Raw genomic sequence first — 13,962 nt, forward strand, 5'->3', positions numbered from 1 at the left:
CAGCGCTGCACCCGAAACCTGGAGGGGCTTGGTTATTACAGGCCTTCCAAAGTGCGTAACAACACCCGCACCTTCGTCAGCGACTCCTGATATTCCGCCTCCCACTGCGAATCCGCCACGATCCCGCCGCCGCCCCAGCAGCAGACCTGACCCTCCTTGACCAGTAAGCTACGGATGGCGATGGAACTGTCCATCTCCCCCCTAACATCCAGATACACCAAAGAACCGCAGTACAGTCCGCGTCGAGTAGGCTCCAGCTCGTCGATGATCTGCATCGCACGGATCTTCGGTGCGCCGGTGATCGAGCCGCCGGGAAAGCTGCCCGCGATCAGGTCGAGAGCGTCTTTGTCGTCGGCCAACTCGCCGATAACGCTGCTCACCAGATGGTGGACGTTGGGGTAGCTTTCCAGGTTGAACAGCTCCGGCACGCTCACCGAGCCGGTGCGGCAGGTACGGCCGAGGTCGTTGCGCAGCAGGTCGACGATCATCAGGTTTTCGGCGCGGTCCTTGGGGCTGGCCAGCAGTTCGGCGGCGTTGGCGGCGTCTTCTTCGGGCGTCAGGCCACGGGGGCGGGTGCCTTTGATGGGGCGGGTTTCGACGCGACGCTTGCTGATATGCACGAAGCGCTCGGGCGACAGGCTCAGTACCGCGCCGTCGTCCGGCAGGCTCTGGAACCCGGAGAACGGTGTCGGGCAGGCTTCTCGCAGGGCGCAGTAGGCGACCCATGGATCGCCCATGCACGGTGCACGGAAACGCTGGGCGAAGTTGACCTGGTAGCAGTCGCCGGCCTGAATGTAATCCTGGATGCGCACGATGGCCTGACGGTAAGCCTCGGCGGTGAGGTCCGGGGCCATGGGGCCGTGAAGTTTGAAGGACGCGGGCGCGTCGATAGCGCCAGTGCTGAATAGCGCAATCAACCGTTGCTGCTCGCTATCGGCCAGTGCCGGATGAAACACCAACTGGCTGGTCTGCGTGTGGTGATCGCTGACCAGCGCCCAGGCATACAGCCCAAAGCGCGCATCCGGCAGGTGCAGGTCGTCTGTTGCAAGGTGCGGCATCTGCTCAAGGTGCCGACCAAAGTCATAGCTCAGGTAGCCGATCAGGCCTCCGGCAAATGGCAGCTCATACTCGACAGGCAAATCCGCCTCACCCAGCTGCGTGAGATTTTCCCGCAACCGTTGCAGGAAATCGCCACCGCTTTCATCAGGCGACACCGTCAACGTCGCTTGCGGCCAAGCGCTGAGAAGGTCATACCGCCCGCGTTCAGCCGCTGGCCGGCCACTGTCCAGCAGTACGGCACCAGGCGCGTGGCGAATGACCGCGAAATACTCGGCGGGGTTGGCCCGGTAGGGCAGCGGGTGTACGGAACAGGTCGACATGCGGGGTGGATCAGCTGTTGGCGTGGGGGAGGGGATTGTAGTCCCCACGAAGGGTTTGATCCTAGAGCGCAGTCTAAATGTGGGAGCGCTTAGCCTTCTACAGGCGGAATATGCCCAAACATCTCCTGCGCAAACTTAACCCGCTCCTCAGGAGTTTCTGTCACGCCGGCTGCCTTCAGTTCTTCCAGCCGCGCCTCCACCGCATGGGTGCGCAAGGTCAAACCACAGTCGTTGGCGATCTGGATATTCAGCCCCGGTCGCGCATTCAGTTCCAGGATCAGCGGGCCTTTCTCCTGGTCCAGCACCATGTCCACGCCGATGTAACCCAGCCCGCACAGCTCATAGCAGCCGGCTGCGAGCTTCATGAAACCGTCCCAGTTGGGCAGTTGCACGCCATCCACCGCATTGGTGGTGTCTGGGTGTTTGGTGATGATGTTGTTCAGCCAGGTGCCGCGCAGGGTCAGGCCCGTGGCCAAGTCCACCCCCACACCGATGGCGCCCTGGTGCAGGTTGGCCTTGCCGCCCGATTGGCGGGTCGGCAAGCGCAGCATGGCCATCACCGGGTAACCCATCAATACGATGATGCGAATGTCCGGCACACCTTCATAGCTGATGCTCTTGAAGATCTGGTCGGGCACCACGCGGTATTCGATCAGCGCACGATCACGGTGGCCGCCCAACGAATACAGGCCGGTGAGGATGCTGGAAATCTGATGTTCGATTTCTTCATGGCTGATGATCTTGCCGGACACCGTGCGATAGCGCCCTTCAAAGCGGTCCGCCACCACCAGGATGCCGTCGCCGCCGGCGCCCTGGGCCGGCTTGATCACGAAGTCGCTGCGCCCTTTGAGGATCTCGTCGAGCTTGTCGATTTCCTTCTCGGTGGAGATCACCCCGTACATTTCCGGCACATGGATGCCGGCCGCCAGCGCGCGTTCCTTGGTGATGATCTTGTCATCCACAATCGGGTACAGGCTGCGCTTGTTGTACTTGAGCACGTAGTCGGCATTCCGCCGGTTGATGCCCATGATCCCCCGCGCTTCCAGCGCTTTCCAGGTCTTCCAGAATCCGAACATTACTGATCAGCCTTCAAGAAGGCCTTGAATCGCACCAGCTCGGTCAAGCGGTAGCCGCGATACCGACCCATGGCCAGCATGAAGCCCACCAAAATCAGCAGGATCGCCGGGAAGGTGAACACAAAGTAGATCAGTTCCGGCACGCTCATGATCAGGTGTGCCAGGGATGCGGCGAACAGCGTACCAATCGCCACTTTCAGCGCATGGTTGGCGCCGCGCTCTTCCCAAGTGATGGACAGGCGTTCGATGGTCATGGTCAAAATCACCATCGGGAACAGCGCCACCGACAGCCCGCGCTCCAGCCCCAGTTTGTGGCTGAACAGGCTGATGGCCGCGATCAGCACCACCACAAAGGTCAACACCACCGACAACCTCGGCAGCATCTGCAGCTTCAAGTGTTCCAGGTACGACCTGAGCGACAAGCCCAGCGCCGTGATGATCGTAAACAGCACAATCCCGAAGCCCAGCTGCGTCTCGCGGAACGCCAGGGCGATCAGCACCGGGGTGAATGTGCCCAAGGTCTGCAGGCCGATCAGGTTGCGCAGGATCAAAATCACCAACACGCCAATCGGGATCATCACCATGATCATGAAGGTCTGCTGGGTTTGCAGCGGCAGGCCGTAGAGCGAGTACTCGAGGAAGTTGGCGTCGGTGTTCTCGTCGGTCAGCTTGGCCAGGCGAATCGCGTTCATTTCGCTGTTGTTCAAGCTGAAGGTCACCATGGCCTTCTTGCCGCCATCGACAGTGATCAGGTTTTCATCGCCTGTCCACCACAGCAGGCGGTCGGCGGGCAGGCCTTGTTCGCCGGTCTCCGGGTTGAAGTACAACCAGTCATTGCCGTTGAAGCTGCGCAGCCACAGTTCCGGGCTTTGCGGCTGGTCGGCGACCAGGCGGATGGTGTGGACTTTTTCCACCGGCACGTGGGCAATGGACAGCAGCAATTCGACGATCTTGGCTTTGTGCGGCGTCGACGGATCGCCCGCGAGCAGCAGTTTCACGTTGTCGTCGTTGAGGTTGTTGGTGCGCTTGATGGCTTCAGTAATAAAGGTCTCGACGTCGGCCGAGTGCTGGCGGATCGGCGCAAGCAGGGCTTCGGCGGCGATTTTCTCCGGGCCTTCGACGGCAATGCTGTCGCGGAAGGTGGGGCCCTTGACCTTGACCTTTTCGCCGCTGTAGCGCTTGGTCAGGACCAGGCGGTAATACAGGGTCTGGTTACCCTTGGCGCGGCGTGCCGACCAGGTGACCTTGCGGTTGCCGTCGGTGCGGTTGACGCTCACGCCGTAATTATTCGAGATGAAACTCTCGTTGAGGCTGACGAAGTCGCGGCTCAAGGGCGGCACGAACATCTGGATTTTCACGGGATCTTTCGGGTTGGCGACGAACTCGACCTTGGCGTCGATGTTCCACAAGTCGTCGGTGGCGTCCTCGGTAACGGGGATCCCCAGCACGAAGATCTGATAGGCGGTGACCGAAATACCCAGCACCACCAGGATGGCGATCAGGATTTTCAGGTGCAGGGTCAGAGAGCGCATTCGTTTTACTCGGCGGTATGAGCGTCGGCGGCGCAAGCGGGTTTGCCCGCTGCGTATTTAAGACTGGGGTCGACCAGCGCATCAAAGCGTTTCAGCGCTTCGGAGCCAATCAGCAGCGGGTATTGGAATGCGCTGCGGTCAGTCAAGTTCACTTCGATGCTGCGTAAAGCGGTGCCCATGCAGATATCCAGGGCTATCACTGGACGGGCGGTGTAGTTCTTGTCCTCATCGGGGTCGTAGTCACCGGCGCGGCGCTTGATCTTGCTGACGCGGGCCAGGGGGCGTTCGATGGGGTGGGAATGGGCGGTGTCGATGGCCAGGTAGAAGCGAACCCAGGATTCGCCGTTGCGCTTGAAGCGCTTGATGTCGCGGGCGCTGAGGGACGCGGTCTTGGCACCGGTGTCCAGTTTGGCGGCGACTTCCAGGTTAATGCCGGCCAATTGGGCGTATTCGTTGAGGCCATACACGGTCTTCTCGGCAGCGGTGCCAAGGCCTGGCATGAACAATAGGCAGAACAGGGGGAAGGGCTTGAGTCTCATAAATCCTGAGGCGGTGCAGTGCGATGTTTGATTCAAGGCGACTGGCATTACTGCGCAAGCTCCCTCGTGCGCCGTTTCATCTAGTGATGTCAGGCAAATACGGCGAGCATTCTAACATGATGCTTTTTTGGCGCCAGCGCTGGCAGGCGGCCATGCCCTGCACGAGTTCAGCAGCGGTTATTAGACGATTGTCGACAATGTTGATTTATTCTTTGACTATCTTGGTCTGATTGGCTAGTTTTTGCGGCATTGCTTTTAAAGGTGTCGACAATATGCTGGATCAGCTGGAATCCCCAGTGGTGGCGCAAGACGATTCCCAGACCATGTCCGAGAACGTCTTCCGACGTATCCAGGCCGCCATCGTCAAGGGTGAGATCGCCCCCGGCAGCAAGATCTCCGAGCCGGAACTGGCACGCACCTACGGCATCAGCCGAGGTCCGCTGCGCGAGGCGATCCACCGCCTGGAAGGCCAGCGCCTGCTGGTGCGTGTGCCCCACGTCGGCGCGCGGGTGGTGTCGTTGAGCCATGCCGAGCTGATCGAACTCTATGAAATCCGCGAATCCCTCGAAGGCATGGCCTGTCGCCTGGCCGCCGAGCGCATGACCGATGCGGAAATCGAAGAGCTGCGCCAGGTGCTGCACACCCACGAACGCGATGAAGCCTTCCAGGCCGGCCTCGGCTATTACCAGCAGGAAGGCGACTTCGATTTTCATTACCGGATCATTCAAGGCGCCGGCAACCGCACCCTGACCCAAATGCTCTGCGGCGAGCTGTACCAACTGGTGCGCATGTACCGCATCCAGTTTTCCGCCACCCCCAATCGTCCACGCCAGGCCTTTGCCGAGCACCACCGCATTCTTGACGCGATTGCCGATCGCGACGGTGAACTGGCCGAACTGTTGATGCGCCGGCATATCGGCGCTTCCAAACGCAACATTGCCCGTCACTTCCCAGGCGGTGCTACTGATAGAGGTGAGTCATGAGTTCTAACAATAAAAGCACCCCCGGCCAGCGTTTCCGTGACGCCGTCGCCAGTGAGCACCCCTTGCAGGTGGTCGGCGCGATCAACGCCAATCACGCGCTGCTGGCCAAGCGTGCCGGTTTCAAGGCGATCTACCTGTCGGGTGGCGGGGTGGCTGCCGGCTCCCTCGGCGTGCCGGACCTGGGCATCACCGGCCTGGATGACGTACTCACCGACGTACGCCGCATCACCGATGTGTGCGACCTGCCGCTGCTAGTGGACGTGGACACCGGTTTCGGCTCCTCGGCGTTCAACGTGGCGCGTACCGTCAAGTCGATGATCAAGTTTGGCGCGGCTGCCATCCATATCGAAGACCAGGTCGGCGCCAAGCGCTGCGGCCATCGCCCGAACAAAGAAATCGTGTCCCAGCAGGAAATGGTCGACCGCATCAAGGCCGCCGTGGATGCGCGCACCGATGACAGCTTCGTGATCATGGCGCGCACCGATGCCCTGGCCGTCGAGGGATTGGAATCCGCCCTGGAACGCGCCGCCGCCTGCATCGAAGCCGGCGCCGACATGGTGTTTCCGGAGGCCATTACCGAATTGGAGATGTACAAGCTCTTCGCGTCAAAGGTAAAGGCCCCGATCCTGGCCAACATCACCGAATTCGGCGCCACGCCGCTGTACACCACCGAACAGTTGAAATCTGCCGATGTTTCCATCGTGCTGTACCCGCTCTCGGCCTTCCGCGCCATGAACAAGGCCGCCGAAAACGTCTACACCGCGATCCGTCGCGACGGCACCCAGCAGAACGTGATCGACACCATGCAAACCCGCATGGAGCTTTACGATCGCATCGACTACCACACCTTCGAGCAGAAGCTCGACGCGCTGTTCGCAGCCAAGAAGTAACGAACGGCCTCCCTAATAAATTCAAGATTGGAGAAAGAACATGGCTGAAGCAAAAGTACTCAGTGGCGCCGGCCTGCGTGGCCAGGTGGCCGGGCAGACCGCACTGTCCACCGTCGGCCAAGCCGGCGCCGGCCTGACCTATCGCGGCTACGACGTGCGTGAACTGGCCGCCGATGCGCAGTTTGAAGAAGTCGCCTACCTGCTGCTGTATGGCGAGCTGCCGACAAAGACCGAACTGGCCGCCTACAGTGCCAAGCTGAGCAAGCTGCGCGACCTGCCGCACGCATTGAAGGAAGTACTGGAACGCATCCCCGCCGACGCCCACCCGATGGACGTGATGCGCACCGGTTGCTCGTTCCTCGGCAATATCGAGCCAGAGAAAGACTTCAGCGTGCAGCGCGACGTTACCGATCGTCTGCTGGCGGCCTTCCCGGCGATCATGTGCTACTGGTATCGCTTCAGCCACGACGGCAAGCGTATCGACTGCGTGACCGACGAGCCGACCATCGGCGGCCACTTCCTGCACCTGTTGCACGGCGAAAAGCCGAGCGAGTTGCACGAGAAGGTCATGAACGTGTCGCTGATTCTCTACGCCGAGCACGAATTCAATGCTTCGACCTTCACCGCACGGGTGTGTGCGTCGACCCTGTCCGACCTCTATTCCTGCGTCACCGCCGCCATCGGTTCCCTGCGCGGTCCTCTGCATGGCGGCGCCAACGAAGCGGCGATGGAGATGATCGAGCGGTTCTCGTCGGCTGAAGAAGCCGTCGAAGGCACCCTCGGCATGCTGGCGCGCAAGGACAAGATCATGGGCTTCGGCCACGCGATCTACAAAGACAACGACCCGCGCAATGAAGTGATCAAGGGCTGGTCGAAAAAACTCGCTGACGAGGTAGGGGACAAGGTGTTGTTCCCGGTCTCCGAAGCCATCGACAAAACCATGTGGGAACAGAAGAAGCTGTTTCCCAACGCCGATTTCTACCATGCCTCGGCGTATCACTTCATGGGCATCCCGACCAAGCTGTTCACCCCGATCTTCGTGTGCTCGCGCCTGACTGGCTGGGCCGCGCATGTCTTCGAGCAGCGCGCCAACAACCGCATCATCCGTCCAAGCGCCGAATACACCGGCGTTGAGCAGCGCAAGTTCGTGCCAATCGAACGTCGCTGAATGGGATGAACCTGAGGCACCGGTTTTCATGGTTGGAACCGGGTCAATGTGGGAGCCGGGCTTGCCCGCGATAGCGGTATTACTGTCGACACATGTGTTGAATGACAGTCAGTCATCGCGGGCAAGCCCGGCTCCCACAGGGACCGAGTTCATCCAGACCCCTGCAGCAGGTTCGTGCCGCCTAACTACCGTGACCGAGTCCTGACGATGAACACTGAATTTCGCAAACCACTCCCCGGCAGCCGCCTGGATTTCTTCGACGCTCGTGCGGCTGTCGAGGCAATTACCCCTGGCGCCTACGCCACCTTGCCCTACACCTCCCGCGTCCTCGCAGAAAACCTCGTGCGTCGTTGCGACCCGGCCACCCTCAACGCGTCCCTGAGCCAACTGATCGAACGCAAGCGCGACCTCGACTTCCCGTGGTTCCCGGCGCGTGTGGTGTGCCACGACATTCTCGGCCAGACCGCCTTGGTCGACCTCGCTGGCCTGCGCGATGCTATCGCCCTGCAAGGCGGTGACCCGGCGCAGGTCAATCCGGTGGTGCCGACCCAATTGATCGTCGACCATTCCCTGGCCGTCGAAGCCGGTGGTTCTGACCCGGACGCGTTCGAGAAAAACCGCGCCATCGAAGACCGTCGCAACGAAGACCGTTTCCACTTTATCGAGTGGACCAAGAAGGCGTTCAAGAACGTCGATGTGATCCCGCCGGGCAACGGCATCATGCACCAGATCAACCTGGAGAAAATGTCCCCGGTGATTCAGGTGCGGGACGGCGTTGCGTTCCCCGACACGTGCGTCGGCACCGATAGCCACACGCCACACGTAGACGCGTTGGGCGTAATCGCCATCGGCGTCGGTGGTCTCGAAGCTGAAAGCGTGATGCTTGGCCGCGCCTCGTGGATGCGCCTGCCGGAAAGTGTTGGCGTGGAGCTCACCGGCAAGCTGCAACCTGGCATCACCGCCACCGATATGGTGCTGGCGCTGACCGAGTTCCTGCGCAAGCAAAAAGTGGTCGGCGCCTGGCTGGAGTTCTTCGGCGAGGGTGCCTCAAATCTCACCTTGGGCGACCGTGCGACCATCTCCAACATGGCCCCGGAATACGGCGCTACGGCGGCGATGTTCTATATCGATCAGCAGACCATCGCGTACCTCAAGCTCACCGGTCGCGAAGACGAACAAGTCACCTTGGTTGAGCAATACGCCCGCCACACTGGCCTATGGGCCGATGACCTCAAAGGCGCGCAATACGAGCGTGGTCTCACCTTCGACCTGTCCAGCGTCGTGCGCAACATGGCCGGCCCGAGCAACCCGCACGCACGCGTCGCTACCCGTGACCTGGCGGCCAAAGGCATCTCTGGCCAGTGGGACGAAGTGCCGGGGCAAATGCCCGACGGCGCGGTAATCATCGCCGCTATCACCAGTTGCACCAACACCAGCAACCCGCGCAACGTCATCGCCGCAGGCCTCTTGGCGCGCAACGCCAACAAACTGGGGCTGGTGCGCAAACCGTGGGTCAAATCGTCCCTGGCTCCTGGTTCGAAAACCGTGGCCATGTACCTCGACGAAGCCGGCTTGACCACTGAATTGGAGCAGCTTGGTTTTGGTGTCGTGGCCTTCGCCTGCACCACCTGCAACGGTATGTCCGGCGCACTCGACCCGGTGATCCAGCAGGAAATCATCGACCGCGACCTGTACGCGACCGCCGTGCTCTCGGGCAACCGCAACTTCGACGGGCGTATTCACCCGTACGCCAAGCAAGCTTTCCTGGCCTCGCCGCCGCTGGTAGTGGCTTACGCGATTGCCGGCACTATTCGTTTCGACATCGAAAAAGACGTGCTCGGTCTCGACGCCAACGGCAAGGAAATCCGCCTGCAGGACATCTGGCCGAGCGACGAAGAGATCGACGCGGTGGTCAAGGCCTCGGTCAAGCCGGAGCAGTTCCGCAAGGTCTACATTCCGATGTTCGCGATCCACGAAGACACCGGCCCGAAAGTCGCGCCGTTGTACGATTGGCGCCCACAAAGCACCTACATCCGCCGCCCGCCGTATTGGGAAGGCGCACTGGCCGGCGCCCGCCCGCTCAAGGGCATGCGCCCGCTGGCGGTGCTGCCGGACAACATCACCACTGACCACCTGTCGCCGTCCAACGCGATCATGCTCGACAGCGCCGCCGGCGAATACCTCGCGAAAATGGGCTTGCCGGAAGTCGACTTCAACTCCTACGCCACGCATCGCGGCGACCACCTGACAGCGCAACGCGCGACCTTTGCCAACCCGAAACTGTTCAACGAAATGGTCGTTGAAAACGGCAAGGTCAAGCAGGGTTCCCTGGCGCGGATCGAGCCGGAAGGCCAGGTCACGCGGATGTGGGAAGCCATCGAAACCTACATGGAACGCAAGCAGCCGCTGATCATCATCGCCGGCGCCGACTACGGCCAGGGCTCGTCCCGCGACTGGGCGGCCAAAGGCGTGCGACTGGCCGGTGTGGAAGCGATTGCCGCCGAAGGCTTCGAGCGTATCCACCGCACTAACCTGGTGGGCATGGGCGTGTTGCCGCTGGAGTTCCTGCCGGGCACGGATCGCCATACGCTGAAGATCGATGGCAGCGAGACCTATGACGTTGTTGGTGCGCGCACCCCGCGTGCCACGCTGACATTGGTGATCAACCGCAAGAATGGCGAACGTGTCGAAGTGCCGGTGACCTGCCGCCTGGACACCGCCGAAGAAGTGTCGATCTACGAGGCGGGCGGCGTGTTGCAGCGTTTTGCCCAGGACTTCCTGGAATCGGCGGCGACTGCCTGAGGGGGAACCATGGCACACGTAGCGCAAATCAAGATCCCCGCCACCTACATGCGTGGCGGCACCAGCAAGGGTGTATTTTTCAGCCTCCAGGACCTGCCCGAAGCGGCGCAAGTACCGGGCGCCGCACGGGATGCCCTGTTGCTGCGGGTGATCGGCAGCCCCGACCCGTATGACAAGCAGATCGACGGTATGGGCGGTGCCACGTCGAGCACCAGCAAAACCGTAATCCTGGCCAAAAGCACCCGCGCCGAGCATGACGTGGACTACCTGTTCGGCCAGGTCTCCATCGACAAACCCTTCGTCGATTGGAGCGGCAACTGCGGCAACCTGTCGGCGGCGGTCGGCGCCTTCGCCATCAGCGCCGGCTTGGTTGACCCCGCCCGCGTGCCCCGTAACGGCGTGGCCGTGGTGCGCGTGTGGCAGGCGAATATCGGCAAGACCATCATCGCCCATGTACCGATCACGGACGGCGCGGTGCAGGAAACCGGCGATTTCGAACTGGACGGCGTGACCTTCCCGGCAGCCGAAGTGCAGTTGGAGTTCATGGACCCCGCGGCGGAAGAAGAGGGCGGTGGTGGCTCGATGTTCCCCACTGGCAACCTGGTAGATGACCTGGAAGTCCCCGGTGTCGGCACCTTCAAGGCGACGCTGATCAATGCCGGCATCCCGACGATTTTCATCAACGCTGAAGACCTCGGCTACACCGGTACCGAGCTGCAAGGCGCAATCAACAGCGATCCGAAAGCGTTGGCCATGTTCGAAACCGTGCGGGGCTACGGCGCGTTGCGCATGGGCCTGATCAAACACCTGGACGAAGCCGCGCAGCGCCAGCACACGCCGAAGGTGGCGTTTGTGGCCAAGCCTTCGGATTACGTGGCTTCCAGCGGAAAGGCGATCAAGGCCGACGATGTGGACTTGCTGGTGCGCGCGCTGTCCATGGGCAAGCTGCACCACGCGATGATGGGCACGGCGGCAGTGGCGATTGGCACTGCAGCGGCCATTTCCGGGACCTTGGTCAACCTCGCAGCCGGTGGTATCGAGCGTAACGCCGTGCGGTTTGGGCATCCGTCCGGCACCTTGCGTGTTGGGGCCGAAGCCACTCAAGTGAATGGCGAATGGATTGTTAAGAAAGCCATCATGAGCCGCAGCGCACGCGTCTTGATGGAAGGTTTCGTCCGCGTGCCCGGCGATTCTTTCTAACTGCCTGCACCGCTCCCACATGGTTTAGTGGTGCATTTCGCATATAGGCAGGCGCCAGACCTGCCGTAACCCGATCAACCGTGACCCGAGGACTACCCCCCACCCATTTTTTGGAGTACTGCCATGAGCGCCAACGTCGACCAGAACAACCGCCCCGACTACGACCAGGTCCTGCAGGACATCGCCGACTACGTCCTCAACTGCCGGATCGACTCGCAGGACGCATTGGACACCGCCCGTCATTGCTTGATGGATACCCTCGGTTGCGGCCTGCTGGCCCTGCGTTTCCCCGAGTGCACCAAGCACCTGGGGCCGATCGTCGAGGGCACGGTGGTGCCGTTTGGCGCGCGGGTGCCGGGGACGTCGTTCCGGCTGGACCCGGTCAAGGCGGCGTGGGACATCGGTTGCATCGTGCGTTGGCTCGACTACAACGACACCTGGCTCGCCGCCGAATGGGGTCACCCTTCGGATAACCTCGGCGGCATCCTCGCCGTCGCCGATCACCTGTCGCAAAAGCGCGTGGCCCATGGCGACGCACCGCTGACCGTTCGCACAGTGCTGGAAGCGATGATCATGGCCCACGAAATCCAGGGCGTGATTGCCCTGGAAAACTCGTTCAACCGCGTCGGCCTAGACCATGTGCTGTTGGTGAAAGTCGCCTCCACGGCCGTCACCGCCAAGCTGATGGGCGCCAACCGGGAGCAGTTGCTGGCGGCGTTGTCCCATGCGTTTGTCGATGGGCAGGCGTTGCGCACTTATCGGCATGCGCCGAACGCCGGGTCGCGCAAATCCTGGGCGGCAGGGGATGCGTCGAGTCGGGGCGTGCGGCTGGCAGATATCTCGTTGCGTGGCGAGATGGGTATTCCCGGCGTATTGAGCGCGCCGCAGTGGGGGTTCTACGACGTGCTGTTCAGCCACACCAACAAGGACCAGATGCTCAAGCCGGAGGACAAACGCGCGTTCAGCCTGTCCCAGCCCTACGGCACTTATGTGATGGAGAACGTGCTGTTCAAGATTAGCTTCCCTGCAGAGTTCCACGCGCAAACGGCCTGTGAAGCGGCGGTGACCTTGCATCCATGGGTGAAAGATCGCCTGCATGAAATCGAGCGTATCGTCATTACCACCCACGAGTCGGCGATTCGCATTATCTCCAAGGTCGGCCCACTGGCGAATGCAGCGGACCGTGACCATTGCCTGCAATACATGACTGCGGTACCGCTGGCCTTCGGCAATCTGGTGGCCGAGCAGTACGAAGATGAATTCCACGCCGCGCATCCCATCATCGATCAGTTGCGGGAAAAAATGGTCATCGTCGAAGACCCACGCTACAGCCGTGAATACCTGGAAGCCGACAAGCGTTCCATCGCCAACGCCGTTCAGGTGTTCTTCACGGATGGCAGCAGCACTGAGCAGGTGGCGGTTGAATACCCGATTGGTCATCGTCGGCGCCGGGTGGATGGCATTCCGTTGCTGGAAGACAAGTTCAAGGCCAACCTGGCGACGCGGTTTACCGGCCAGCGCAGCGCTGAGATTTTTGCGTTATGCAAGGACCAGGCGCGACTTGAGGCCACTCCCGTCAATCGGTTTGTGGACCTGTTCGTGATCTAAGCCGTAACAGGGTCAATGTGGGAACTGCGGTTCGACGCTCCCACATTGAATCGTGTTCACTCAAACCGCAGGATCACCCGGCGGTTGTGCTTGCTCTTCTTCTCGATCTTCTCGCAAAACACCCGGCCGATTTCTTCGGTGTTGATCACATGGGTGCCCCCACACGGCTGGATATCAATACCGGCAATTTCAATCACTCGGACCGAGCCCTGAATCACCGGCGGGGCCACGGCTTGTGTGCGGGTGATCTGTAGCAGAGTCGAGTATTCGGAAGCCGGCATCGACAGGGTTTTGACCGCGTGAGCCTGTTCAATCAGCGCATTCAGGTCGCGGGTGATGGTGTCTTTATCGAGGGTCATTTCCGGCAGGTCGAAATCCAGGCGGCCCTTATCCGCGCTGATGCTGCATCCCGTTACCGGTGCGTCGATGATCGAGCACAACAGGTGCAGGCAGGTGTGCATTTTCATGTGCTGGTAACGGCGATCCCAATCGAGTCCGGCGTCCACCTGCACCCCGGCAACCAGTTGCTCGGGGCAGTGTTCCACCTGATGCCAGATGATCGAGCGCAGCACCGGGTCGCGCACCGTGCCCGTCACTTCGACCCGCGTACCGTCCGCCAGTGTGAGGTGGCCGGTGTCGCCTGGCTGCCCGCCACCCGTGGGATAGAACAGCGTGTGCTCCAGGGCAATGCCGTGTTCGCTGACGGCAATCACCCGGGCGCTGAAAGCATTCTGGTAGGGCGCGCTGTCGAACAGCGCCAGGGTTTCCATGGTGTGCACAGACAT

Annotated in this window: 11 protein-coding genes; 6 read left to right on the plus strand and 5 right to left on the minus strand. The window is 61.3% G+C overall.

What is annotated here, in order from left to right:
* Positions 1-35 precede the first annotated feature (35 nt).
* The 4 genes from pabB to JBO08_RS15490 all read right to left on the minus strand — a co-directional run bounded on the left by pabB (position 36) and on the right by JBO08_RS15490 (position 4,526).
* Positions 36-1,379 carry an aminodeoxychorismate synthase component I gene (pabB, locus tag JBO08_RS15475; protein ID WP_220074814.1) on the minus strand — a complete coding sequence of 448 codons (1,344 nt, stop codon included), beginning with the start codon at positions 1,377-1,379 and terminating at the stop codon, positions 36-38.
* 89 nt (positions 1,380-1,468) lie between these two features.
* The gene (locus tag JBO08_RS15480; RefSeq protein WP_065873906.1) at positions 1,469-2,455 is read right to left on the minus strand and encodes an alpha-L-glutamate ligase-like protein; all 987 of its coding nucleotides are present in this window, start codon (positions 2,453-2,455) and stop codon (positions 1,469-1,471) included.
* The gene (locus JBO08_RS15485; RefSeq protein WP_049711983.1) at positions 2,455-3,987 is read right to left on the minus strand and encodes an inactive transglutaminase family protein; all 1,533 of its coding nucleotides are present in this window, start codon (positions 3,985-3,987) and stop codon (positions 2,455-2,457) included. The genes JBO08_RS15480 and JBO08_RS15485 overlap by 1 nt, the downstream gene beginning before the upstream one ends.
* Positions 3,988-3,992: 5 nt before the next feature.
* The gene (locus tag JBO08_RS15490; protein ID WP_065873905.1) at positions 3,993-4,526 is read right to left on the minus strand and encodes an ATP-dependent zinc protease; all 534 of its coding nucleotides are present in this window, start codon (positions 4,524-4,526) and stop codon (positions 3,993-3,995) included.
* Between the two features lie 272 nt (positions 4,527-4,798).
* Between JBO08_RS15490 and JBO08_RS15495 the strand changes: the two genes are divergently transcribed.
* The 6 genes from JBO08_RS15495 (at position 4,799) to prpD (ending at position 13,177) form a co-directional block, all read left to right on the plus strand.
* Positions 4,799-5,509, plus strand: a complete 711-nt coding sequence (locus tag JBO08_RS15495; RefSeq protein ID WP_065873904.1) for a GntR family transcriptional regulator — start codon at positions 4,799-4,801, stop codon at positions 5,507-5,509.
* Positions 5,506-6,399 (plus strand): methylisocitrate lyase, encoded by an 894-nt coding sequence (prpB, locus tag JBO08_RS15500; protein WP_049711986.1) that lies wholly within the window; start codon positions 5,506-5,508, stop codon positions 6,397-6,399. Before JBO08_RS15495 ends, prpB begins: the two co-directional genes overlap by 4 nt.
* 40 nt (positions 6,400-6,439) lie before the next feature.
* The gene (gene prpC / locus JBO08_RS15505) at positions 6,440-7,567 is read left to right on the plus strand and encodes a 2-methylcitrate synthase (protein ID WP_065873902.1); all 1,128 of its coding nucleotides are present in this window, start codon (positions 6,440-6,442) and stop codon (positions 7,565-7,567) included.
* A 207-nt stretch (positions 7,568-7,774) separates the two neighbouring features.
* The gene (gene acnD / locus JBO08_RS15510) at positions 7,775-10,369 is read left to right on the plus strand and encodes a Fe/S-dependent 2-methylisocitrate dehydratase AcnD (protein ID WP_065873901.1); all 2,595 of its coding nucleotides are present in this window, start codon (positions 7,775-7,777) and stop codon (positions 10,367-10,369) included.
* Positions 10,370-10,378: 9 nt separating this feature from the next.
* Entirely contained in the window at positions 10,379-11,569 is a 1,191-nt protein-coding gene (gene prpF, locus JBO08_RS15515; protein ID WP_065873900.1) for a 2-methylaconitate cis-trans isomerase PrpF, read from the plus strand.
* A 123-nt stretch (positions 11,570-11,692) separates the two neighbouring features.
* Positions 11,693-13,177, plus strand: a complete 1,485-nt coding sequence (prpD, locus tag JBO08_RS15520; RefSeq protein WP_065881277.1) for a 2-methylcitrate dehydratase — start codon at positions 11,693-11,695, stop codon at positions 13,175-13,177.
* A 56-nt stretch (positions 13,178-13,233) separates the two neighbouring features.
* Here prpD and JBO08_RS15525 read toward each other — a convergent pair whose 3' ends face one another.
* Positions 13,234-13,962 carry an alanyl-tRNA editing protein gene (locus JBO08_RS15525; protein ID WP_065873898.1) on the minus strand — a complete coding sequence of 243 codons (729 nt, stop codon included), beginning with the start codon at positions 13,960-13,962 and terminating at the stop codon, positions 13,234-13,236.

The organism is Pseudomonas sp. LAP_36, assembly GCF_019456785.1.
Classification (GTDB): domain Bacteria; phylum Pseudomonadota; class Gammaproteobacteria; order Pseudomonadales; family Pseudomonadaceae; genus Aquipseudomonas; species Aquipseudomonas tritici.

What these genes read in the sequence shown, in the direction of transcription:
- acnD (WP_065873901.1), top strand. Translation starts at nt 7,775, where the DNA reads ATGAACACTGAATTTCGCAAACCACTCCCCGGCAGCCGCCTGGATTTC.
- JBO08_RS15495 (WP_065873904.1), top strand. Translation starts at nt 4,799, where the DNA reads ATGCTGGATCAGCTGGAATCCCCAGTGGTGGCGCAAGACGATTCCCAG.
- prpB (WP_049711986.1), top strand. Translation starts at nt 5,506, where the DNA reads ATGAGTTCTAACAATAAAAGCACCCCCGGCCAGCGTTTCCGTGACGCC.
- JBO08_RS15480 (WP_065873906.1), bottom strand. Translation starts at nt 2,455, where the DNA reads ATGTTCGGATTCTGGAAGACCTGGAAAGCGCTGGAAGCGCGGGGGATC.
- JBO08_RS15525 (WP_065873898.1), bottom strand. Translation starts at nt 13,962, where the DNA reads ATGTCTGTGCACACCATGGAAACCCTGGCGCTGTTCGACAGCGCGCCC.
- JBO08_RS15490 (WP_065873905.1), bottom strand. Translation starts at nt 4,526, where the DNA reads ATGAGACTCAAGCCCTTCCCCCTGTTCTGCCTATTGTTCATGCCAGGC.
- pabB (WP_220074814.1), bottom strand. Translation starts at nt 1,379, where the DNA reads ATGTCGACCTGTTCCGTACACCCGCTGCCCTACCGGGCCAACCCCGCC.
- prpF (WP_065873900.1), top strand. Translation starts at nt 10,379, where the DNA reads ATGGCACACGTAGCGCAAATCAAGATCCCCGCCACCTACATGCGTGGC.
- prpC (WP_065873902.1), top strand. Translation starts at nt 6,440, where the DNA reads ATGGCTGAAGCAAAAGTACTCAGTGGCGCCGGCCTGCGTGGCCAGGTG.
- prpD (WP_065881277.1), top strand. Translation starts at nt 11,693, where the DNA reads ATGAGCGCCAACGTCGACCAGAACAACCGCCCCGACTACGACCAGGTC.
- JBO08_RS15485 (WP_049711983.1), bottom strand. Translation starts at nt 3,987, where the DNA reads ATGCGCTCTCTGACCCTGCACCTGAAAATCCTGATCGCCATCCTGGTG.